The following is a 22,031-nucleotide window of genomic DNA, read 5'->3' as shown; positions in this document are numbered from 1 at the left end:
AATGGCAGAAACTCTGAAAACAAGCATTAAAGGCGGCGGCTTTTTACTGGATGAAGTAGACAAGCAGGATGTGTTTACACCGGAGGAATTTACGGAAGAACACACTATGATCGCGAAAACGACGGAAGACTTCGTTATCGGAGATGTGGGCCCGCAGATCGATCGCATTGAAAACCATGAATTTGACGTCTCCCGGGATCTTTTAACGAAAGCAGGAGAACTCGGACTTCTCGGTGCGGATGTACCGGAAAAATATGAAGGGCTAAGCCTTGATAAAATCAGTTCAACACTCATTACCGAGAAGTTTTTCCGAGCCGGGGGCTTTTCGCTCAGTCACGGCGCCCACGTTGGCATTGGTTCCCAACCGATTGTATTTTTTGGGAATGAAGAACAAAAGAAAAGGTATCTTCCGGATCTCGCGAGCGGAAGAAAAATTGCGGCTTACGCGTTGACCGAACCAAGTTCCGGCTCCGATGCGCTTAGTGCGAAAACAACAGCCGTGTTAAACGATGCAGGTACCCATTACGTTTTAAATGGGGAAAAGCAATGGATCACGAACTCGGCTTTCGCGGATGTATTTGTCGTTTATGCGCAAGTCGATGGCGACAAATTTACGGCATTTATCGTGGAGCGTGAATATGATGGCGTCTCGACCGGTCCTGAAGAAAAGAAAATGGGCATTAAAGGATCGTCGACGCGAACCTTGATCCTCGAAGACGTTCAGGTACCGAAAGAAAATGTGCTCGGTGAAATCGGACGCGGGCATATCATCGCTTTTAACATCTTGAACATGGGCCGTTATAAACTCGGTGTCGGTTGTCTCGGGGGAAGCAAACGCGCGATTGAATTAGCAGCGAGCTACGCGACCGAGCGGAAGCAATTTAATACGCCAATTGCCCGTTTTACAACGATCCAGGAAAAACTGGCCTCGATGACTGCAAAAACGTATGCCCTTGAAAGCTCCATCTACCGCACCGGCGGGTTGTTTGAGAAACAATTGGGCGAGCTAACGGAAGAAGAACAAGAAGATGGTTCGCGAATCGCAAAAGGCATTGCCGAGTACGCCATTGAATGTTCACTAACGAAAGTCGCAGGCTCGGAAACCTTGGACTATACGACGGATGAAGCCGTTCAAATCCATGGCGGCTACGGGTTTATGGCGGAATATGAAGTGGAGCGTATGTATCGCGACTCCCGCATTAACCGTATATTTGAAGGGACGAACGAAATTAACCGCCTCCTCGTTCCCGGGACGTTAATCCGGAAAACGATGAAAGGGGAGCTTCCATTCCTTGAAAAGGCAAACGGCCTTCAAGAAGAATTAATGGCTTTTATGCCGGAAGAACCGGGAGACGAGCCGTTGGAAAAAGAGAAGTATCTCCTCGCCAATGCGAAGAAATTATTCCTCGTGGGAACCGGAACTGCCATGCAAAAGTACGGAGAGAAAATCGAAGATGAACAAGAACTTCTTTTGAACACGGCAGATATTGTAAATGAAATTTACAATATGGAATCGGCGATCGCCCGTACGGAAAAAGCGATTGAGCAAAATGGCGCGGAAAACGAAGCGATGAAACTTGCGCTTACCCAGGTTATTTGCGAAGAAGGGTTGCAGAACATCGAAGCGGATGTCAAAGAATCCCTCATTCACATGGAAGAAGGAGACAACTTGCGCACCATGCTTTCCATGGTAAGAAAACTTACCCGCCGCACACCGATCAACGTGATTGGCGTGAAGCGCGAAATCGCCGACAGAATCATTGATAAGAAAAAATATGAGGTTTAAGAGGAGACCCCGCGCCCTTGGGATGGCGCGGGTTTTCATTTGAGAACAGTGGTTAATAAAAGGTTCCGAATAAACTGAACATGTGGGATCGCTGAGAACGGAATAAGACTCGTAGCTACCGTTGAGGATTTTGGACGCGATTTGGAGTACCCTGTGGATGCGACTGCACCTTATTAAGGCATGTAATCTTGGAGCAACTTTTTAAATAAAAACCCCTAACCAAATCGCGTTAACGATGGCTAACAGCAGCATTATTTTTTCACATGCAGACACTTGTTGATCGTCGTTGATGTTCATTTTTTTAAGTAGGGTGATGGAGGTGGCGACGATCGCGAGCAATCCTAAGGCGGCCCATAGCCGGTCCGTTCCTAGCCAGAATATGCAACAGCCGGTCAACAAAAGATAGAAAAAAGCCGGAAAGCGGCTAAATTCGTGACCAAACGTCTCCATCGACCATACAATGCTCGTCCGCTTCATGGGTATCGCCTGTTGATCGGCGTAGCGGTCGGGGATATGGTGGACCATCACCCAAGCCACGCAAAAGAGGGCGTTGATCGTTGCGTTTTGCAGTGCCCACATGGGGATGTCATCCAGTGCCAACCATGCGCCGGCCAAGCCGAGGGCCAACATGGATGGAAACAAGCTGAACACTTCCCCGGCAAACGGGCGATAACTGAGTTGCAATGGAGGACGCGAGTAAGAAGCTGCGGCCCATACACCGATCAATAGCAGGATGGAGAGCTCATGGAGACCGAGGAAAGCGAGCGCGATACTTGTAAATACAATGGCTAATATGAGTTGTTTGCCAAGTTTTTCGAGGGTAATGATGGTGATATGCCCATCTTGCGATACGCGGCTGCCGCCTGAAAGGATTGCCGGGCTGTGTGCATCTGTTCCTGATTTATAGTCGGTAACATCATTTAATATATGGGTGAGCACCCCATGGATAAGAAGTGCTCCGCTGATTAGCAACAAAAAAAGCGAAATGATAAAATCGGCAGATATGGAATAATGTAAAATAAGCGGCAGCAAGGTAGAAAGAATCGTTGCAAAACTGGAAGAGGCAACGGCCACGAATCGAAGCAATTGCCAGCTCGCCTGCATAATGGATAACGCTCTTGCAACCATGGTAGAAAACTCCTTTTGTCTATGGGTGCATTCATTATAATATATTTGTTCGACAAAACGGGGAATTTTTTAACCTTCAGAGTATAAACGTTTGCAAAAATATCGTATAATGAAGATGAATCGTTACGGTACATAAAGGAGGTTAAGATTTGCTTACCGTTTTTAGTTACCCACCGTGCGGCACATGCCAAAAAGCAAAGAAGTGGCTGGATGCCGAAAACATTTCGTATGACGAAAGACATATTGTAAAAGAACCGCCGACACGTGAGGAAATCCGGGACCTAAAGGAAAAGAGCGGATTGGAATGGAAGAAGTTTTTTAACACGAGCGGGAAAAAATATCGCGAGATGGGCTTGAAGGACAAGCTTCCGGATGCGGATGAAGAGACTATCATTGACTGGCTATCATCGGACGGCATGCTTATTAAACGGCCGATTGTGACCGATGGACAAACAGTCACGCTCGGGTTTAAGGAATCTGAGTTCCTCGCTAACTGGAAAAATCAATAAATAAGGAGGAAATATCATGGCTTCACCAAAAGAATTAAAGTATTCGGAAGAACATGAATGGGTGAAAGAAGAAGGGGATAACGTCCGAATCGGAATTACATCCTTCGCGCAAGATGAACTTGGCGACATCGTATTCGTTGAGCTTCCGGAGGTGGGTGATGAAATTGAAGTGAATGAACCATTTGGCAGTGTGGAATCGGTAAAAACCGTTTCCGAACTTTACGCGCCGGTAAGCGGCAAAGTGGTGGAGATCAACGAAGAACTTGAAGATTCTCCGGAATTCGTCAATGAATCCCCCTACGACAAAGCTTGGATGGTCGTCGTCGAGCTTTCCGATAAGGCTGAATTAGATGAATTGATGAGCGCCGAAGCGTACGATGACATGGTTGGTGAAGAATAAAAACTCAACTTTCGGACATGACTAACACTCGTAAACCACTGATATAAAGGGATTTAAGACTAATTCACCCTCGAGAAAGTAACGGTTTTCGCAAAAATTCCGGCAAGTTATCAAGCAAGCGATCCAAAAACGGCTGAATTTGCTCGTCCGTGAGCAAGTGTTCTTCCGCGAGCATCGACCCTAACACGTCAAGGATCATCAAGAGTGCTTCAGAAAATCGAAGATCCTCTATCTCATCACAACACATGAAAAACAGCTGACCAATCGTGCGAGGATCTTCTTCCTCCCGCGAGCTCACAGCGAGCATCATGTAGCGGAGGAAAACGATTGATGTGTGCGCAGTTAGCGCATCATAACTGCGGCATTGGAATTCCTTAGCCAATCGCAAATGAGACTTGGTCACTTTGAAAAAACATTCAATGGCCCAACGCTTGCCATAAATGCGGACAGCATCTTCTTCGGTATGATCCAGGTTCGTCGTGAGAATGGCTAACCACTGTTTCGAACGGTTACGATCACGAACAAAAATGATGCGAGCTTGAATCTCTTGCCCATTTTCATCCGAACCTAGACCAACAAGAATGGAAGCAAGGATTTTTGCCCGGCCTCGTTTCTTGCGCACGTTTTGGTAAAGCTGGTTCAACGTATAGGATTCCCCTTCGTAGGTATAGTGAATCTTGGGGGATCGCTTGATCATACACACAACATCCAGGGGATACTCGGTGACCACTCGTTTGATGATTGAAGGGTATGCAAACCAACTATCGAAAAGGAGTGTTTTAGCGCCAAGCTTCACAGGGTTGATGTCATCCAGCAAAGTGAACAACGTTTCCGTTCCTTTTTGTAGCGCTTCTTGTCGGCGGCGATAACCCACCGTTCGTTTGTCGATGTTCGGATTTACCTCCTGGAAACGGTTTTTTACATTTCTCGAACTGAGTAGTGAAAAGGCCAGAGGCAGAAATGTTGTGCCATCTGACCAGCCGAGCGTGAGCATCCGAAAGCCTTTAAAGTAGGCGCCTGTGGTATGATCTTTAACACGCGCGAGAAGTTCGACGGCTTTACTTCGATTACGGTCATAGCTCGAGTCATCGACGATTAACACACCATCGCGATTGGTTAACGGTCGGAGGTAGGTCTCAATGAGATGAGCGCTAACCAAGACGAGAAATTTCCGCCAGTTGTACGTTGAGCGTTTCATCAAATCGTACACCGCATCCTTTTCCGGTGCATCAGGGAGACGGTCAGATTCAAGCGTCCGGTAAAGATTTTTCCCTTGAAGAACGAGAGAAAAGATAAATTGCACAAGCACGAGCGCAGTTAACCCTTTTTCTTTATGAATATTGGATTGATGCAAAAACGTACCAACTTTGGCCTGTTTGAAAAAGCGCATCACCCGAGATTGTTGTTGGTCATTTTGATAGGAATCTGGTACCATGGAAGCCACAGAAAACATCCTTTCTTTGGTTTTGGTGGTTGTACCTTTATTTTACCAAAGAACAGGGTGTTTTTTGCTTTTTTCGGATAAAAAATCTGCTGAAAATCCTGATTTCACAAGGGTTTACCTGTGATTTTTAGCTCCGAAAGTTGAGTTAAAAACATGAAAATGCTTCCGCGAAGGCAGTGCTCTTTAGCGGAAGCATTTCTCGTTGGCAGGGATAATTGAAGGGTCTTTACCCCTCGGACGGAAAACGAACTGCTCTGAAGAAACAAGAAAGACAAAGTAATCCCTCAAACGAAGGTCAAACTGCTCTGAGAGGAACAAGGGAAGCCAAGTAATCCCTCAAACAGAGGTCGAGCTGTTCCGAGAGGAACAAGAAAGACAAAGTAATCCTTCAAGCGGAGGTTAAACTGCTCCGAGAGGAACAAGGGAAGTCAAGTAATCCCTTAAACAGAGGTCGAGCTGTTCCGAGAGGAACAAGAAAGACAAAGTAATCCTTCAAGCGGAGGTTAAACTGCTCCGAGAGGAACAAGGGAAGTCAAGTAATCCCTTAAACAGAGGTCAAGCTGCTCCGAAAGGAACAAGGGAAGCCAAGTATCCCCGTCCGTTCCTTTCGGGGGCGATGACACATGAGCTTTGTCCTTCTTAGGGGGATATGGATATGGTGGGGCAGGAAGTCGTAAAAGTCGGACGATGACCACAAGGAGAAATGAACATGAATTTTCATCGTAAACCAACGACGTTTGTTGAGCATGTGACCATTAAAGTTGAAAATTTGGCACGTTCCATCCAATTTTATAAAGAAATCATCGGCTTTAAAATCCTGGTACAAACAAAAACAACCGCTCAGTTAACGGCTGATGGAAAAACCAGTCTCGTGTCCATCGAACAACTTGAAGAAGCCGTGCCAGAGCCGAGCAGAACGACAGGGTTGTATCACTTTGCATTACTTTTACCTCGGCGTGCCGATTTAGCGAATATCATTAACTATTTTATCGAAAAAGGCGTCCGTGTTGGATCCTCGGACCATTGGGTCAGTGAATCCCTTTATTTATCGGATCCGGATGGCAATGGGATCGAAATTTATGCAGACCGCGATTCATCGACATGGGAATGGGAAAATGGGCAAGTCGCGATGGCCGTTGATCCGCTGAATGTCCCGGGTATTCTTTCCGAAAAGAAAGAAGGGGAGTCATGGGAAGGGCTGCCTGCCGGCACTGTTATGGGCCATATCCATTTACACGTCGCGGATCTGCAAGAGACGATGATATTTTACACCGAAGGGCTTGGTTTTGACGTCGTTTCCAAACTGGGAGATCAAGCCCTTTTCATCTCCAGTGGCCACTACCATCACCATATTGGCTTGAATACTTGGGCTGGTGTTGGCGCGCCCGCGCCACCGGATCATAGTTCCGGCTTGAAATTTTTTACAATAAATTTGCCGAATGAAGCAACGAGGGAACGCGTCGTGGCGAATGTTGAGAAGACCGGTGTCACTGTGGCAAAAGAAAACGGCGTTTTTGTCACGATGGATCCTTCCGGGAATCGTATTCACTTAAAGGTTTGAATGCTCCCGCTCTTGAACAACATCATTCCCCTTCAAAATCTACGATTTAGTGGGGGTTAGGCGCTCTTTTTTAGTTTCTTGTTCGTAATAAAAAAGATTTCTAAAAAGACTAGATTTAGGAACAAACGTTTGATATAATGAATTTATCGTATAAAGCAACGCCCAACAAGAGGCATGGACTTTATATTCGCTCTTTGATAATTGGATATATGAGGTTGTGTCGAAAAAAGCGTTCGACATGTAAAATATCCGGCGTTTAAAATCCTTGTTAGAAATAACGAGGTTCGCATTATAGACAAAAGTTTCTATGCTGCGAATAAGGACATTTCGGAACTTGTCTTCATTCATTAGCTTAAATCTGGCGTAGGTCTTCTCGAAGGGAATGACAATGCGAGATATTGAGCTGTATTTAAGATAAGGGATGCTCCATCAAAATCTTTGATTTAGGTGGAGAGGTTCAAACCGTCTGACATCTTTATCAGCCGAAAACGCATCGATATCAGCGGAATTTTGCAATATATCAGCCAAAACAAACGGTTTATCAGCCATTTAGAAAAATTCACTCCGGGTCCACGCGAATGAGGAACATTGTTAGCAACGGATAAATGAATGCCGGGATCAAGCCCAGATAAAAGGTGAACAGCGGTTCTGATAGTAAATTATTGGAAAAGCCATAAACAAGCATAGCAAGTGAAAAACTTACCGTCACATAAAATATCAACCGACTCAAGTTAACCAGTGCTTTGTCAAGCTCATTTTCCCGATAACAGTGGGGGCAAATGAGCTTGGTGTCTTTAAATCGTTTTTTGGCCCGTGTTCGATATGGAATTTTTTCCTCGCAATAATTGCAATATAAACCGGCCACACACGCTCACCCCTGTGATTCAAAAGAATTGTCAAATAGCCGCGCGGTCACATCTCGAATTAACCCGGGCAGCACCTGGAAGCTAAATGGTTTATAAAGACGCTCGCTCCATTGATGGGCGTCTTTGCCATAGACGCCCATGTTGAGCGCGGGGATGTTCAGTTTGCGTATTTCATCGACGGGGATTCCATAATCCTCGTCCCAACGCGGGAAGTTATCAATAAGTGCCGCTAGCTCGTCGTCGCTTTCATGGATAGCGAGGTAGCTACTGTCGGAGATAAAAGGAAAAAATCGACGTATTCGATAGTTTTCGCCGCTTGCTTTTGCAGATGCGTCGAGTGTATCGCTGAGCGCTTCCAATACGCGTGCATGATGTTGATTGCCTTCTTCCAAGTGATTATGAGGGAGAAACGGCGGTGCGAAGAAAAGAACCACCCTTGGTTTCCGCGCCGGATCCAGTGCTTGCAAAGCTTCCGCGATCTTGAAAAAGCGCTCGCGGACATCGAGATGCGCGAACGTTTGCGATGTCTGTTCCATTACATCAGTAACCGGCGCGTTCATCGCCCGCAAATATTTTTTAAAATCATGGAATGTAATGACTTCGATCGACCAATCGAGTGTTTTCGGCTCGCGACCCATCCGTTTCATATAATCGAGATAGCGTCCTTCATACGCAACCCTTACCATTTCTGCCGAAGTTCTTGCGATGTGTAATAATTCAACAGTTGCTTCATCTACGTTGCGTTCATATAGGCAAAAATTAAAATACATGTAAGCGCTCGTTGCCGTTTGTACGTCGTACGTTTGCTTGTTATCACGTTGATACAAGCACGTTGGCGGTAAAATAAATTCATCGTCAAGGTGCTCAGTGATCCGGATATTATTATGAAGCTCGAGATTGAGTTGAGAAGCGAGTGATGTCGGATTCAATCCCGTCAGCGTATCACCGACGTGGCTTTCTTTACCGGCGATATAAAAACAAGGCAGGATTTTTCCACACGCGCCCGTGTACATGTAACGTGTATTATCCCCCTCATATTCTGGGGCGATATAATCGTCGTTGATGGCAGCGATGTAGCGGAGCCCTTTTTCTGTTTGTAGATGTCGAAGCTCTGTAACGGCTGCCGTCATGCCCGCGTGCTCGCTTTCTTCGTCAGCGCTGATGAGCAGGAGTATATTGCCGTATGGACGCTCGTCTTCCGCGTATCGAAGCAGGTTTACGAGATGAACGGCAATTCCGCTTTTCATGTCCGTCGCGCCTCGCCCGAACAACCACTCGCCGGATGCGGCATCTTCCCGTATTTCTGTATTATTTGTTTCTTCGGAAAAATAGGCGAGCAATGCCTTCGGATCGAATGCTTGCGCACTTAAAGAGCCGTAATCTTCAATGCCCACCGTGTCATAATGGGCGTGATAAATAATCGTATCTTTTGCATGCGCCGTCCCCGGCAAAAAAGCGAAAACATTTCTGCGTTCATCATTTGGAATCGTTTGTAGCCAGACGTGTTCCGGGTGTTTTTGGAAGTATGGGAACGAACGAATAAGCTTATGTATATAATTGGGTATTTCGATTTCCCCCATGCCTCCGTTCGTGCTATCCATGGAGACGAGCGTCGTCGTTAACCATTCGGCCTGTGCCTCTTCACGCAAAGATGATAGCTGCTCGTACATCGTGCAAAACTCCTCTCGATGACTTTTCTACATCTTATTGTAACGTGGCAATTTTGATAATAATAGTTTTTCGTGTGGTGCCAAATAAAGGAGGCGCGCCAGAAATTCGTTTCCCCGACGGCGCCTTCTATTTCTTTTTCAGGAAAAACACGACCGCTGCTGCTATTATCAGTAAAGGTACCAGTACAGGGGATAAACCGATCATGACTACGACCAAACCGGAAAAAAAGGAAACCAGCACATTGATTGTATCCGTGAAAAGGCTGGTTGCTTGCCCCCATGTATTCAATGATTGTCGGTCTTGTAAGGTGGATGCAGCCATCTCTTGCATGTCAATGTTCACCGTAGAATAGGCGACGTTATTTTCCAAATAATTCATGCGCCCCTCGATTTGTTCGATTTCTTCTTGGGTGGTAGCCAGGTCATCGGAAATATCAAGGAGATCTTCCGTGTTTTCTGCCTCTTCCATAAACGTCAGTAGACGCTCTTCCACAGTTTCCTGGGATTGGAGGCGTGATTCCAAGTCAACATATTCTTCTGTGACATCATCTCCGTAAGTGGAACGTTCCAACACTTCTGTCCCCATGGCTTCCAATTCATCCAGAAATGGAGTGAAGTTTTCTTGAGGAATCCGTACGGAAAACGTCCCACTCTGATTTTCATTATCATGGTCATGGACAGTAGATTCAACGACGTAGCCGTCCATGTGTTCCACGTGCTCTTCAATTTGACGTTGGGCCTCATTGAATTCATCCACTTCAATAGCGATGTCTCCATTGTAAATAATCATTTGGTCGGACATATCAACGTCTGTTATATCTTCCGAGCCGTCGCCCGTTTCTTCATCACTCGTTGCAACCTCGCCTTCGGAATCTCCCGCGTCGTCTGCTTCTTCCACTGCAATTTCGGCTTCATCATCACTATGCGTGTCCGCTCGCTCCTGTTGAGCCGTTTCATCATCATTGCATCCCGCGGTTACGATCACTACAAGAAAAATCAATGAATAATAAAAGATTCGGCTACCGATAATGCCCCTCCCCTTTGTGTATCTTTTCTAACTTAGACGCATGGCAAGTGTTTAATGTTACAAAATATTGAACTAATGCGGGAAACCACAGTCGTTGACAGCCTGTAAAGCCGGTGCTAAAATAAATGCATTCATAGACTGCTATTCTTATCTGGAGAGGTGGAGGGACTGGCCCGATGAAGCCCGGCAACCGGTAATGGCGATTACAAAGGTGCCAATTCCTGCAAGGTGTTCATCCTTGGAAGATGAGACAGAAATGATGCGTAACCTTTCTGCTCATCGTAGGGCAAAAGGTTTATTTTTTTGATGAAAAAATACTGAACTTATCAGGATAGTAGAGATAAAAAGAAAGGAGGTTCATTCGCTGATACATCTGAATAACGTCTCGAAAACGTTTCAATTAAAAGGACAATCCATCGAAGCGGTAAAAGAGATTAATCTGGATATTGAAAAGGGAGAGGTTTTCGGAATTGTTGGTTACAGCGGTGCAGGGAAAAGCACACTCGTACGTCTCTTTAATCGACTGGAAACGCCCACGAACGGCACTTTAAAAATTGCAGATCGTGAAATGTTGCATCTATCCAATCGGGACTTGAGGGGCGCAAGACAAGAAATCAGCATGATCTTTCAACATTTTAACCTCTTGTGGTCTCGAACCGTTCGTGAAAACATTGCTTTCCCCCTTGAAGTTGCCGGTGTTTCAAAATCAAAACGCTACGAGCGTGTGGAAGAGTTGATCGAACTCGTTGGTTTAAAAGGACGGGAAGCATCTTATCCTTCGCAACTGAGCGGCGGGCAGAAACAACGGGTCGGTATCGCCCGAGCACTCGCCAATGAGCCGAAAGTGCTTTTGTGTGATGAGGCGACTTCCGCACTTGATCCGCGAACGACCGGAGCGATTCTCGATTTGCTCCACGATATTAATCAAAAATTAGGGCTCACGATTGTCATCATCACCCATGAAATGCAAGTGGTTCAAAAAATTTGTTCGCGTGTTGCTGTTATGGAGGGTGGCAGGATTGTTGAGCTAGGCAATGTATTGGATGTCTTTCGGCATCCTCAACAAGAGATTACGAAAACATTCGTGAAACAAGTCACCGACCCGGAAGATTCCAATGAAGCCATTGAAGAGCAGCTCAAGCGGGAAAAGGGTACCGTCATTCGCTTGACGTTTGTCGGGAACGATGCAGAAAAACCGGTCGTATCCGAATTGATCCGCTCGTTTGGCGTAACGGTGAATATTTTGCAAGGAAATATTGCCAAAACACAACACGGGAGTTATGGCAGTTTGTACGTTTCCATCGAAGGGGATGAAGCGCAACTGAAAGAAGCTATTCAATTTCTTCACGGCCACCGGGTGGAAGCAGAGGTGATTGCCGATGCTTGAAAACGTTGATTGGGGAAACATGCTGGAAGCCACGTGGGAGACCCTCTATATGAGTGGGATCGCGATCGTGTTTACTTTTTTCCTTGGCATTATACTCGGGCTCATTCTTTTCTTATCTTCAAAAGGACAACTTTGGGAAAATAACACTGTAAACATTGTCACTACTGGATTTGTGAATATTTTCCGTTCCGTGCCATTCATCATTTTAATTATTTTGCTCATTCCGTTTACGAATGTGGTGATGGGAACAATGCTTGGACCGAACGCTGCTTTACCAGCACTCGTGATCGGTTCCGCGGCCTTTTATGCCCGCCTAGTGGAAATCGGTTTGCGTGAGGTGGATAAAGGTGTCGTGGAGGCGGCCAGATCGATGGGCGCGAACCAAAGGCAAATCATCTTCAAAGTGTTTATTCCGGAATCGTTGCCTGCGCTCGTGTCCGGCGTTACGGTCACCGCGATATTGCTCGTCAGCTATACGGCGATGGCTGGTGTCATCGGCGCCGGTGGTTTAGGGGATCTGGCGTTTCGTGACGGTTTTCAGCGCAATAGCACGGATGTGACGATCGTTGCGACGATCATCATCTCAGTCATCGTTTTTATTATTCAAGGCATCGGGGATGTCGTCACGCGTAAAATTGATAAAAGATAACAAAAGGGGAGAATCAAATTGAATAAGTTTTATAAACTGATTGCTTTAGGAACATTGACAACCGCCCTTGTCGCCTGCGGGGCAGATGAGGAAGACGGCGATGAAGCGGAAGAAGGTGAAAACACCGAAGCCGCGGATGATGAAGAACCATCTGAATTAGTCGTTGGTGCCACAAACGTCCCTCACGCTGAAATTCTTGAGTTTGCGGAAGACCTTCTCGAAGAAGAGGGGGTTGATATGCAAATCGAAACGTTCAATGATTATGTCATTCCTAACGAAGCGTTGGATAACGGTGATTTAGATGCTAATTTTTATCAACATATCCCGTTTCTTGAAGATCACATTGACGAGTTCGGGTTTGATTTCGTTGATGTTGGCGGTGTTCATATCGAGCCGATCGGCGTATACAGCCAAGATTACGACAGTCTCGATGAATTGCCGGAAGGCGCGACCATCCTTATGAGTGATTCCGTTGCGGATCATGGCCGTGTCTTGACGATGTTCGAAGAGGAAGGCTTGATCGAATTGGCGGAAGGGGAAGGGGTCGAAGCGACGTTGGACGATATTGAAGAAAACCCCCATGACTTCGAGTTCGAGGCGCAGTATGAACCGGCTTTGTTACCGCAGGCTTATGAAAATGGGGAAGGAGACGCAGTTTTGATTAATTCCAACTTTGCCATCGACCATGACTTGTTACCCCTTGAAGATTCGATCGCATCAGAATCAGCGGATGCCGATAACCCGTATGTAAATGTCGTTGTGGTAAATAGCGAGGATGAAGACGATGAAGACATCGCCACCCTCATGGACGTTTTACAATCGCCGGAAGTTCAGGATTATATGGAAGAAGAGTATGATGGAGCAGTCGTTCCCGTTGAAGAATAATTGTTTAAAGCGCCCCCTCAAAGGAGTATCTCATTGAGGGAGGCGCTTTTTTTAAAATGTATTTTTTTCCTTTTCCTGCACATCCTAAGCGGAACGACTTTCGCAAAAGGGAGATGAGCAGATGGCACAAGGAGACTCATTCATTGAGGAAGCTTTGCAGGAATATAAAGATGGGATGAACTATTTATCGGGGCAATTGCCGAAACTTACACGAAAATTCAATGCGTTTACAGACGCGTGTTTTGCGGAAGGGGAATTAAAAGCAAAAGACAAATATCTCATTGCGCTTTCGATTAGTGTTTGTATGAACGAAGAATATTCGATCATTAACCATACGAAGAACTGTATCGATGAGGATTGTAGTGAAGAGGAAATCATGGAAGCTGTTGCGGTGGCGGTTTCTTTTCGGGGAGATGCCGCTTTAAGCCAAGCGGTCACAGTGGTGCGTGACGCCGTCGACACGTTTGACACCGGTTCTTGATACGGACAATTGATAATGAATGAGAATCAGAAAGCACGTCTGGTTGCCTATGGGTCGGACGTTTTATTTTTTTGCCATTTCAGTGGTTATCGTTTGAAACGTATCGAAAAAACCTTCATACTAGGAAAACGACAGTCTAATCATGTGTCTGGCGTCGCTTTATTTTAAAGCATTTTGCCTTAAAGAAAGGAGAGGTGATCTGACGAAGACATAGCGCTAATCCCTTGAACGAAGATTGAATTTGTTATAAACTAATAATGATGATAGATTGAGAAACATTCGCAACGGCATTCGTTGCAGTATGATAAACGGAGGTTTTAGAATGGCTGGATCAACGTTGAAAATTAAAGATTTACACGTTGAAATTGAAGGAACTGAAATCATTAAAGGTTTCGATTTAGAAATAAATGGCGGTGAAATTCATGCCATTATGGGCCCGAACGGTACGGGGAAATCAACTCTTGCTTCGGCTATCATGGGCCATCCAAGCTATGAAATCACACAGGGAAGTGTCGAACTCGATGGCGAAGACGTCCTTGAAATGGAAGTGGACGAGCGCGCGCGAGCCGGTATGTTCCTCGCCATGCAATACCCAAGTGAAGTGACAGGTGTCACAACATCCGATTTTCTACGTACATCGATTAATGCGAATCGTGAAGAAGGCGATCAAATTCCATTGATGAAATTTATTAAAAAAATGGATAAACAAATGGAAACGCTCGATATGGATGAATCCTTCTCGACCCGTTATTTAAACGAAGGCTTCTCCGGCGGGGAGAAAAAGCGGAATGAAATTTTGCAGCTTCTTATGTTGGAGCCAAAAATCGCGATTCTGGACGAAGTGGACTCCGGTCTTGACATTGACGCTTTGAAGGTTGTTTCGAAAGGCGTAAACAGCATGCGTTCGGATAATTTCGGTTGCTTAATCATTACCCACTATCAGCGTTTGCTTAACTATATTGAACCGGATTACGTACACGTTATCATGCAAGGACGCATTGTTAAGTCGGGGGATGCAACACTTGCCCAGCGCCTAGAAAATGAAGGCTACGACTGGATCAAGGAAGAACTCGGCATTGAAGATGAGCGTGTAGGGCAAAGCCAGGAAGCGTAAAGGTAGGAGGTGACAGACGATGGCTGTTGAAACAAAATGGACGTTTGACAGTGAAACCGTTAAACAGTGGTCGGAAAAAAGAGGAGAACCCGCTTGGTTAGCGGATAAAAGGGTAAAAGCATTGGCTGAGGCAGAGGACCTGCCCATGCCGGACCCTGATAAAACGAGTTTAAAAAGATGGAAGTTTACCGACTTTGAAAAGATCGAAGCCCCCGAACCGGAAAGTCAACGTTTTTCCGATCTCCCTGAAGAAGTGACCCGTCTGGCGGGAGAAGAAAAAGATGTGCAAAATCTAATCGTTCAGCGGGACGGAAAAACGGCGTTTAATAAGGTTGAACAAGAGCTCGTCGATAACGGGGTTATTTTTACGGATATCGAAACGGCCGTTCAAGAGCACGGCGACCTCGTTGAGAAATACTTGATGAGCGGTGCCGTAACAACAAACGAAAACCGTTTGACGGCGCTAAATACAGCGTTGATGAACGGCGGGGTTTTCATTTACGTGCCGAAAAACGTGGAACTTCAAACCCCGATCCAAACAATCTTTTGGCAAGACGATGTGAAAACAGGCCTTTTTAACCACGTGCTAATGGTCGTTGAAGCGAACAGCAGCCTGACGTACTTGGAAAACTACGCATCGTTTACCGAAGACCAAGCCAATGTCAACATTGTATCGGAAGTGTATGGGGCTCAAGGGTCGAAAATTAAATACGGAGCGGTCGATAATCTCGAAAGCGGCGCAACTACGTATGTCATTCGACGTGCAACATTGGATAAGGACGCTCGGATTGAATGGGCGCTCGGCCAAATGAACGAAGGCAATACCATTTCCGAGAATACCACGTATCTTATGGGAGACGGTTCATACGGTGATACAAAAACCGTCCATGTCGGCCGTGGAGACCAAACGCAAAACTTTACGAGTGACGTCGTGGCGCACGGGAAACAAACCGAAGGTTATATCCTTACCCACGGGGTTATGAAAGATAACTCGACCTCGATATTCAACGGGATTAACAAAATCGAAAAAGGCGGCACGAATTCCCATAGTGAACAAACGGGCCGCGTGCTCATGCTTTCGCCGAAAGCGCGCGGAGACGCCAACCCGATTTTGTTAATTGATGAAGATGAAGTAACCGCCGGTCACGCGGCTTCTGTCGGAAAAATTGACCCGATCCAAATGTTCTACATGAAGAGCCGTGGGCTTTCCCAGACAGAGGCCGAACGGTTAATTATTCACGGATTTTTGGAACCGGTTGTCGGTGCGCTGCCAATTGAAGCTGTTAAAACACGGCTTTCGGAAGTCATTGAAGGGAAAGTTTATTAATGTTGAACGTACAAGATGTGCGTGAACAGTTTCCGATTTTGGACCAAGAGATAAATGGCAGCCCATTGGTTTATCTGGACAATGCGGCTACATCCCAAAAACCGAGAACGGTCATTGAAGCGATGGAAGATTATTACCGCCGTTACAACTCGAATGTCCACCGAGGTGTGCACACGCTCAGCTCGGTGGCGACCGACGGTTACGAAGGCGCCCGTGACAAAGTCCAAATGTTTATCAATGCCGGCCGGAGAGAAGAAATCGTATTTACGCGCGGGACGACGACCGCGATCAATACCGTTGCCGCAAGCTACGGGCGAGCCAACTTGCAAGAAGGGGATGAAATCGTTCTTACCCCTATGGAACACCATAGCAATTTAATTCCATGGCAGCAGGTCGCGAAGGCAACCGGAGCCGAGTTGAAATACATTCCGTTGCAACCGGATGGCACTGTTTCCGTAGAGGCGGCGCGTTCCGCCATCAGCGAGCGCACGAAAATCGTCGCGATGGTGCACGTGTCCAATGTCCTCGGGACGATGAACCCGATCAAAGAAGTAACGAAAATAGCCCATGAAAATCAAGCGATCATGGTCGTTGATGGTGCGCAAAGCACCCCACACACCCCTGTGGATGTTCAAGACCTTGACTGCGATTTTTTCGCATTTTCCGCTCATAAAATGTGTGGACCGACCGGCATAGGCGTTTTATATGGAAAAAAAGCGTTGCTGGAAGACATGGAGCCGTTTGAATTTGGCGGAGAAATGATTGACGAAGTCGGCCTTTATGATGCAACATGGAAGGAAGTCCCTCATAAATTTGAGGGAGGCACTCCGATCATTGCCGGAGCGATTGGACTAAATGCAGCTATTGATTTTCTAAACGATATAGGCTTAGAAACTATAAAAAACCATGAACAGCAGCTGGCCAGCTATGCGATGGATCAGCTCGGCCACCATGATGATATTGAGGTTTACGGTCCGCCGGCGAATGAACGGGCAGGGATTATCACCTTCAACATCCATGGCGTTCATCCTCATGACACGGCCACGGTTCTCGATACGAAAGGCGTAGCTATACGCGCCGGCCATCATTGTGCACGACCTCTCATGAACTGGCTGGATGTTGCCGCGACAGCTAGGGCAAGTTTTTATCTTTATAACACAGAAGCAGATGTAGACGCGCTCGTAGACGCGCTCGTTACGACAAAGGAGTATTTCGGCGATGTCTATGCAGAATAATAATCTTGATGCGCTGTATCGACAGGTGATCATGGATCATTATAAAAATCCGCGCAATCGTGGTGAAATGGATGCCGATGCGCTGACGGTCAATATGAATAACCCTTCCTGTGGAGATAAAATACAACTTCACCTGAAAGTGGATGACGGTGTTGTGCATGATGCAAAATTCACCGGTGAAGGGTGTTCCATCAGTCTTTCGTCAGCATCGATGATGACCGAGACAGTTAAAGGCAAGACGGTTGCCGAGGCGCTGGAGCTATCCGATATTTTTTCGGAAATGGTTCAGGGGGAAGATTATGATGACGAAAAATATGAACTTGGCGATATTGAAGCGTTGCAAGGCGTTACAAAATTTCCTGCCCGTATTAAATGTGCAACATTAGCCTGGAAAGCAATGGAAAAAGGGTTAGATGAAGAATGATTTGGGCAAGGATGTTTCATCCTGCACTATTAAAAGGAGGTCATTCACATGGCAAAAAAAATGCCTGAACTAGAAGAATACCAGTATGGTTTTCACGATAAGGATGTTTCCGTATTCCGTTCAGAACGTGGCCTGACTGAAGATATTGTAAGGGAAATCTCCGAGATGAAAGAAGAGCCGCAGTGGATGCTGGATTATCGTTTGAAAGCATTAGAGGTGTTTTACAAAAAGCCGATGCCTCAATGGGGCGGTGATCTCTCAGAATTGGACTTCGATGACATTACGTATTACGTAAAGCCATCGGAACGCACGGAAAAATCTTGGGATGAAGTTCCGGAAGAGATTAAAAACACCTTCGATAAATTAGGCATTCCGGAAGCTGAACAAAAATATTTGGCCGGTGTGTCCGCCCAATATGAATCCGAAGTTGTTTATCATAACATGCAAGAAGACCTTGAAGAACAAGGGATTATTTTTAAAGACACAGACACGGCGTTAAAAGAGAACGAAGATCTTTTCCGCAAACACTTTGGAACAGTCATCCCTCCGAGTGATAATAAATTTTCGGCGCTAAATTCAGCGGTTTGGTCCGGCGGATCGTTTATCTACATGCCAAAAGGCGTGAAAGCAGATTCTCCGCTGCAAGCGTACTTCCGAATTAACTCTGAAAATATGGGCCAATTTGAGCGTACGTTGATCATTGCCGACGAGGGAAGTTCCGTGCATTACGTTGAAGGTTGCACTGCACCTGTTTTTTCAACGGATTCCCTTCACAGTGCGGTTGTTGAAATCATCGTGAAAAAAGATGCTTATTGCCGTTACACAACGATCCAGAATTGGGCACCGAACGTTTATAACCTTGTAACGAAGCGTGCCACCGCGGATGAAAACGCGACAATGGAATGGGTCGATGGAAATATCGGATCCAAGCTCACGATGAAATATCCGTCCGTGATTATGAAAGGCGAAGGCGCACGTGGCAATGTGTTGTCCATCGCGATTGCCGGTAAAAATCAACTTCAAGATGCAGGCGCCAAAGTGTACCATTTGGCACCGAACTGTTCATCGACACTCGTATCCAAGTCCATTTCCAAACATGGCGGCAAAGTATCATACCGCGGGTTGTCCCATTTTGGACGTAAAGGGCGCGGATCGAAGTCAAATATCGAATGCGACACATTGATCATGGATAAAGATTCTACTTCCGATACGATTCCTTACAATGAAATCTTAAACGATGACATCACACTTGAACACGAAGCAAAAGTATCCAAGGTTTCCGAAGAACAACTCTTCTACTTGATGAGCCGTGGCTTGAGTGAGGAAGAAGCAACGGAAATGATTGTCATGGGCTTCATCGAGCCGTTTACAAAAGAACTGCCGATGGAATACGCCGTCGAAATGAACCGTTTGATTCGCTTCGAAATGGAAGGTTCGATCGGTTAAGAAACACATTAAAAACCTCTCGCTTTTATGGGCGAGAGGTTTTTAATTGTTTTCGCAGGGTAAATGAAGCGATGCGCCCGATCCGTATCATTAATGGTGATCGGATTGAAGACATTCATTCTGGATATGATAAGGCGGATTAACACTCATCGCACCTCCGAGCAGTGGTTACGGCCTTTTTAAGGGCTACAATGTTCCCCGAATTTGCAGAAATTGCTGATATGAGGTACATTGAAAGATCCAACGTCCCCGAAGCGGTAGAAAACACTGATTCGGGTGCGTTGAAAGGTTCAATTGGAGGTAGAATGAAACCTTTTATCATACCCAGGAGTAGCGCTTTTTGTATATGTGGTACATTGTGGTTTTTATCAAAAATTCTTTCCAAAACTTCTATTTCACATATCTACCGATCCTTTGAGGACTGATCGGGGATGAAAATAGCATGTTGAGTCCCCAGTTGCCAGATTTGAGGACTGTTAAAGCCAAAAACCCATGTTTTGAGTCCTCAACTATCACGCCTGAAGACTGATCGGGGGCAAAAGCAGCATGTTGAGTCCTCAGATGCCAGACCTGGGGACTGCTAGTAGGGGCAAAAAACCATCTTAAGAGTCCTCAGCTAACATACCTGAGGACTAATCGGTGTCAAAAACAGCATGCTGAGTCCTCAGATGCCGTGGTTGATCATCGTTTGGCTGGAGTTTTTGTGCAGGAACTTTTGAAACGTTGCACTAGTATCCTTTTTCACGTGGAAACCGTTTGGCTACAATAGAATGTGCTTCCTTAATCAATCGCTTTTTTTTCAACATTATCATCGGCGGGATTAAGGATGCACATCTGCTCGTTTATCCCCATGTGAATACGTTGATATGCTCTTTTCAGCCGATCGCGCGTCCAGCCGACATTGATGGACCCGGTTTCACTGATGTAGCGATGAATGTCGGTATTACTGGCTTTGGGAGCAAGTTTATTTTTTGTGGAAGTGTCATGATCTTGATATTATGCAGAAGGAAATAAATGTTGAATGAGAGGTGTTTGCTATGAAGAAATATTATGCCATTGTTAGTGTCGTAATGCTTGTTGCATGTAGCGCTGATGATGTAAATGAAAGTAGCAATGTAGATGAAGGCAGTATAACAGAAAATGGTGAAGAAAACGTTGAAACGGAAAATATAGTCGAGGATGACAGTAGTGAGGAAAATGAAAACATGGGTGAAAGTGGTCAACCGTTCTTTGAAAATCATCGAGATGAAATGTCTGAGCTAAGTGTTGTAGAGGAAGAAATCGGGATGGAATTTGATGAAGTTGATATACAGAATGACCAAGGAGGGAGCCGAGTCATACTTTATGAAAATGATGGTATTCCAGAGTATAAATCTATTTATATACAAAACGATCAACGCCTAAAAATTATTAATTTAAATGACCAAGATGAAGAAAACGGTTTAATTTATCAAGAAATTATATGAAAAACAGGTCAGCAAGAAATGGCTGGCTGACCCCATAATACGAAGGGCTATTATAGAGAGTAACCTGGTAATTTGATTTGATGAGAGGGGCACACAATGAGAACATTCACAAAAACAGCATTCACGATGTTTCTAAGTATGGCATTTTTAGTTGCTTGTGGAGGTGATGAAGAGGAAACGACTGGTGATGATGTACTGGACAATGATGATGACGTAAGTGAAGATGAAAATGGAGCTTCAGACGATTTTGCCGACGTCGATAAAAACAATGGTAATGAAAGCGAGAACGATGATTCTAATAACAACGAGGAAGAAACAGATGAAAATAACGAAGAATATTCACAAATGACAGAAGATGAGGCAGAGGCGCATGTTATTGATTATATAAATGAAAATAAACCTGAAATAGCAGATTTTCTGGATGTGTACCAGTTCTCGGTGGAAGAAAATGATGATATATATCAAGTAAACATGTTTTCAGCTGAATCTGATGACGAGAGAATAGGGTCTCCATTAATGTCGAGTTATGAAGTTGACCGAACAACAGGTGAAGTTGAAGAGGTTGAAAATCAAACCAATGAAACAGAATCTCAACTCAGTGAGATTGTTGATTTAAATCAAGAAGAACGACGCGCCCACCATGAAGAACTTGCGGTTAAGCCTGAAGAAATTTCAGATGAAGTGTACGTAGATCTTCTATTATCAGGTATTCATGAAAACACGGAAGATTATAATGGACGGGTGAATTCTGGTGATACAATAATGTTCGAATTTCCAGATGCAGAGAATAGTGCTGATCGCTCAACAGAGGAGGCAGAGGTTTCTGAAGATGGTTACTTTACCATTCATGTAAATTCGCACGAATTTAAGGCAGGACAAGATATACGTGTTTATATTACAAATGGATACTCGCATGAGCAAGTTTTTGAATTGCCTGTTCACGAAGCTGAAGAAGGTATGGAAGAAATCCGTGTAAAATAATCGGAATCCTAAACAAGGAATTCTATAAATGTTCATCAATCATGGCGCATTTGCGGAGAAATTATAGCGTTGTTATTTGCCTTTTTGGCTATTTTCCGGAATAAAGTGAGACGTAGCAAGTAGGAGTCGTAATGGTGGAGGGCTACTTGACCGAGAAGAAAGGGGAAAACACTTGGCAAGGTGTTTTCCCTCCGCTAGCTCGTGTTATTACCATAACTATTTACTGATATCAACGATAGATTTTG

Annotated in this window: 22 protein-coding genes and 1 riboswitch; of the genes, 17 read left to right on the top strand and 5 right to left on the bottom strand. The window is 45.3% G+C overall.

The genetic code is table 11. The annotated features are described in order from the left end of the window. Nucleotide 1 precedes the first annotated feature (1 nt). Nucleotides 2-1,786 (top strand): acyl-CoA dehydrogenase family protein, encoded by a 1,785-nt coding sequence (locus HUG15_RS19495; RefSeq protein ID WP_200124954.1) that lies wholly within the window; start codon nucleotides 2-4, stop codon nucleotides 1,784-1,786. A gap of 201 nt (nucleotides 1,787-1,987) precedes the next feature. Here HUG15_RS19495 and HUG15_RS19490 read toward each other — a convergent pair whose 3' ends face one another. Further along, the gene (locus HUG15_RS19490; protein WP_200124952.1) at nucleotides 1,988-2,914 is read right to left on the bottom strand and encodes a prenyltransferase; all 927 of its coding nucleotides are present in this window, start codon (nucleotides 2,912-2,914) and stop codon (nucleotides 1,988-1,990) included. 149 nt (nucleotides 2,915-3,063) lie between these two features. Between HUG15_RS19490 and HUG15_RS19485 the strand changes: the two genes are divergently transcribed. Both HUG15_RS19485 and gcvH read left to right on the top strand, forming a co-directional pair. Then, entirely contained in the window at nucleotides 3,064-3,423 is a 360-nt protein-coding gene (locus HUG15_RS19485) for an arsenate reductase family protein (RefSeq protein ID WP_200124950.1), read from the top strand. Between the two features lie 16 nt (nucleotides 3,424-3,439). Then, nucleotides 3,440-3,823 carry a glycine cleavage system protein GcvH gene (gene gcvH, locus HUG15_RS19480; RefSeq protein WP_200124948.1) on the top strand — a complete coding sequence of 128 codons (384 nt, stop codon included), beginning with the start codon at nucleotides 3,440-3,442 and terminating at the stop codon, nucleotides 3,821-3,823. Nucleotides 3,824-3,887: 64 nt separating this feature from the next. On the opposite strand, the gene HUG15_RS19475 is transcribed toward gcvH, so the two are convergent. Next, nucleotides 3,888-5,258, bottom strand: a complete 1,371-nt coding sequence (locus HUG15_RS19475) for an IS4 family transposase (RefSeq protein WP_246516690.1) — start codon at nucleotides 5,256-5,258, stop codon at nucleotides 3,888-3,890. On the opposite strand from HUG15_RS19475, the gene HUG15_RS23425 reads away from it, so the two are divergent. Both HUG15_RS23425 and HUG15_RS19470 read left to right on the top strand, forming a co-directional pair. Next, entirely contained in the window at nucleotides 5,257-5,391 is a 135-nt protein-coding gene (locus HUG15_RS23425) for a hypothetical protein (RefSeq protein ID WP_281393566.1), read from the top strand. The two genes, HUG15_RS19475 and HUG15_RS23425, sit on opposite strands and share 2 nt — an antisense overlap. A 585-nt stretch (nucleotides 5,392-5,976) precedes the next feature. After that, complete coding sequence (locus HUG15_RS19470) at nucleotides 5,977-6,828, top strand: VOC family protein (protein WP_200124944.1); 852 nt, start codon at nucleotides 5,977-5,979, stop codon at nucleotides 6,826-6,828. 559 nt (nucleotides 6,829-7,387) lie between these two features. On the opposite strand, the gene HUG15_RS19465 is transcribed toward HUG15_RS19470, so the two are convergent. From HUG15_RS19465 to HUG15_RS19455, 3 genes are all read right to left on the bottom strand, one after another. After that, nucleotides 7,388-7,693: a hypothetical protein gene (locus HUG15_RS19465; protein WP_200124942.1), complete on the bottom strand. Its 306-nt coding sequence runs from the start codon at nucleotides 7,691-7,693 to the stop codon at nucleotides 7,388-7,390. Between the two features lie 6 nt (nucleotides 7,694-7,699). Then, nucleotides 7,700-9,364, bottom strand: a complete 1,665-nt coding sequence (locus HUG15_RS19460; RefSeq protein WP_200124940.1) for a M20/M25/M40 family metallo-hydrolase — start codon at nucleotides 9,362-9,364, stop codon at nucleotides 7,700-7,702. 127 nt (nucleotides 9,365-9,491) lie between these two features. Then, nucleotides 9,492-10,349, bottom strand: a complete 858-nt coding sequence (locus HUG15_RS19455; protein ID WP_211202274.1) for a DUF4349 domain-containing protein — start codon at nucleotides 10,347-10,349, stop codon at nucleotides 9,492-9,494. A gap of 186 nt (nucleotides 10,350-10,535) precedes the next feature. Next, nucleotides 10,536-10,643, top strand: a riboswitch (SAM riboswitch). Nucleotides 10,644-10,755: 112 nt separating this feature from the next. On the opposite strand from HUG15_RS19455, the gene HUG15_RS19450 reads away from it, so the two are divergent. The 12 genes from HUG15_RS19450 to HUG15_RS19395 all read left to right on the top strand — a co-directional run bounded on the left by HUG15_RS19450 (nucleotide 10,756) and on the right by HUG15_RS19395 (nucleotide 21,786). Further along, nucleotides 10,756-11,778 carry a methionine ABC transporter ATP-binding protein gene (locus HUG15_RS19450; RefSeq protein ID WP_200129065.1) on the top strand — a complete coding sequence of 341 codons (1,023 nt, stop codon included), beginning with the start codon at nucleotides 10,756-10,758 and terminating at the stop codon, nucleotides 11,776-11,778. Further along, nucleotides 11,771-12,427 (top strand): methionine ABC transporter permease, encoded by a 657-nt coding sequence (locus HUG15_RS19445; protein ID WP_200124936.1) that lies wholly within the window; start codon nucleotides 11,771-11,773, stop codon nucleotides 12,425-12,427. Before HUG15_RS19450 ends, HUG15_RS19445 begins: the two co-directional genes overlap by 8 nt. A gap of 18 nt (nucleotides 12,428-12,445) precedes the next feature. Beyond that, nucleotides 12,446-13,312 carry a MetQ/NlpA family ABC transporter substrate-binding protein gene (locus tag HUG15_RS19440; protein WP_200124934.1) on the top strand — a complete coding sequence of 289 codons (867 nt, stop codon included), beginning with the start codon at nucleotides 12,446-12,448 and terminating at the stop codon, nucleotides 13,310-13,312. 121 nt (nucleotides 13,313-13,433) lie between these two features. Beyond that, entirely contained in the window at nucleotides 13,434-13,793 is a 360-nt protein-coding gene (locus HUG15_RS19435; RefSeq protein ID WP_200124932.1) for a carboxymuconolactone decarboxylase family protein, read from the top strand. Nucleotides 13,794-14,115: 322 nt separating this feature from the next. Continuing rightward, complete coding sequence (sufC, locus tag HUG15_RS19430) at nucleotides 14,116-14,907, top strand: Fe-S cluster assembly ATPase SufC (protein ID WP_200124930.1); 792 nt, start codon at nucleotides 14,116-14,118, stop codon at nucleotides 14,905-14,907. A 19-nt stretch (nucleotides 14,908-14,926) separates the two neighbouring features. Continuing rightward, complete coding sequence (gene sufD / locus HUG15_RS19425; protein WP_200124928.1) at nucleotides 14,927-16,234, top strand: Fe-S cluster assembly protein SufD; 1,308 nt, start codon at nucleotides 14,927-14,929, stop codon at nucleotides 16,232-16,234. A 2-nt stretch (nucleotides 16,235-16,236) separates the two neighbouring features. Further along, nucleotides 16,237-17,469 (top strand): cysteine desulfurase, encoded by a 1,233-nt coding sequence (locus HUG15_RS19420; protein ID WP_200129063.1) that lies wholly within the window; start codon nucleotides 16,237-16,239, stop codon nucleotides 17,467-17,469. Then, the gene (gene sufU / locus HUG15_RS19415) at nucleotides 17,459-17,893 is read left to right on the top strand and encodes a Fe-S cluster assembly sulfur transfer protein SufU (protein ID WP_200129064.1); all 435 of its coding nucleotides are present in this window, start codon (nucleotides 17,459-17,461) and stop codon (nucleotides 17,891-17,893) included. Before HUG15_RS19420 ends, sufU begins: the two co-directional genes overlap by 11 nt. 48 nt (nucleotides 17,894-17,941) lie before the next feature. Then, nucleotides 17,942-19,339 (top strand): Fe-S cluster assembly protein SufB, encoded by a 1,398-nt coding sequence (sufB, locus tag HUG15_RS19410; protein ID WP_200124926.1) that lies wholly within the window; start codon nucleotides 17,942-17,944, stop codon nucleotides 19,337-19,339. 756 nt (nucleotides 19,340-20,095) lie between these two features. Beyond that, nucleotides 20,096-20,353: a hypothetical protein gene (locus HUG15_RS19405; RefSeq protein ID WP_200124925.1), complete on the top strand. Its 258-nt coding sequence runs from the start codon at nucleotides 20,096-20,098 to the stop codon at nucleotides 20,351-20,353. A gap of 23 nt (nucleotides 20,354-20,376) precedes the next feature. Next, nucleotides 20,377-20,805, top strand: a complete 429-nt coding sequence (locus tag HUG15_RS19400; RefSeq protein WP_200124924.1) for a hypothetical protein — start codon at nucleotides 20,377-20,379, stop codon at nucleotides 20,803-20,805. 96 nt (nucleotides 20,806-20,901) lie between these two features. Then, the gene (locus HUG15_RS19395; RefSeq protein WP_200124923.1) at nucleotides 20,902-21,786 is read left to right on the top strand and encodes a hypothetical protein; all 885 of its coding nucleotides are present in this window, start codon (nucleotides 20,902-20,904) and stop codon (nucleotides 21,784-21,786) included. The last annotated feature ends 245 nt before the right edge of the window (nucleotides 21,787-22,031 follow it).

The organism is Salicibibacter cibarius, assembly GCF_016495725.1.
Classification (GTDB): Bacteria; Bacillota; Bacilli; order Bacillales; family Marinococcaceae; genus Salicibibacter; species Salicibibacter cibarius.
Note: the sequence above shows the minus strand (reverse complement) of the source record. Positions and strands in the feature narration are given on the sequence as shown.

Coding starts and splice junctions, on each gene's coding strand:
- HUG15_RS19495 (WP_200124954.1), top strand. CDS start 2: ATGGCAGAAACTCTGAAAACAAGCATTAAAGGCGGCGGCTTTTTACTG.
- HUG15_RS19490 (WP_200124952.1), bottom strand. CDS start 2,914: ATGGTTGCAAGAGCGTTATCCATTATGCAGGCGAGCTGGCAATTGCTT.
- gcvH (WP_200124948.1), top strand. CDS start 3,440: ATGGCTTCACCAAAAGAATTAAAGTATTCGGAAGAACATGAATGGGTG.
- HUG15_RS23425 (WP_281393566.1), top strand. CDS start 5,257: ATGGAAGCCACAGAAAACATCCTTTCTTTGGTTTTGGTGGTTGTACCT.
- HUG15_RS19475 (WP_246516690.1), bottom strand. CDS start 5,258: ATGGTACCAGATTCCTATCAAAATGACCAACAACAATCTCGGGTGATG.
- HUG15_RS19470 (WP_200124944.1), top strand. CDS start 5,977: ATGAATTTTCATCGTAAACCAACGACGTTTGTTGAGCATGTGACCATT.
- HUG15_RS19460 (WP_200124940.1), bottom strand. CDS start 9,364: ATGTACGAGCAGCTATCATCTTTGCGTGAAGAGGCACAGGCCGAATGG.
- HUG15_RS19445 (WP_200124936.1), top strand. CDS start 11,771: ATGCTTGAAAACGTTGATTGGGGAAACATGCTGGAAGCCACGTGGGAG.
- HUG15_RS19435 (WP_200124932.1), top strand. CDS start 13,434: ATGGCACAAGGAGACTCATTCATTGAGGAAGCTTTGCAGGAATATAAA.
- sufC (WP_200124930.1), top strand. CDS start 14,116: ATGGCTGGATCAACGTTGAAAATTAAAGATTTACACGTTGAAATTGAA.
- sufD (WP_200124928.1), top strand. CDS start 14,927: ATGGCTGTTGAAACAAAATGGACGTTTGACAGTGAAACCGTTAAACAG.
- sufU (WP_200129064.1), top strand. CDS start 17,459: ATGCAGAATAATAATCTTGATGCGCTGTATCGACAGGTGATCATGGAT.
- sufB (WP_200124926.1), top strand. CDS start 17,942: ATGGCAAAAAAAATGCCTGAACTAGAAGAATACCAGTATGGTTTTCAC.
- HUG15_RS19400 (WP_200124924.1), top strand. CDS start 20,377: ATGAAGAAATATTATGCCATTGTTAGTGTCGTAATGCTTGTTGCATGT.
- HUG15_RS19395 (WP_200124923.1), top strand. CDS start 20,902: ATGAGAACATTCACAAAAACAGCATTCACGATGTTTCTAAGTATGGCA.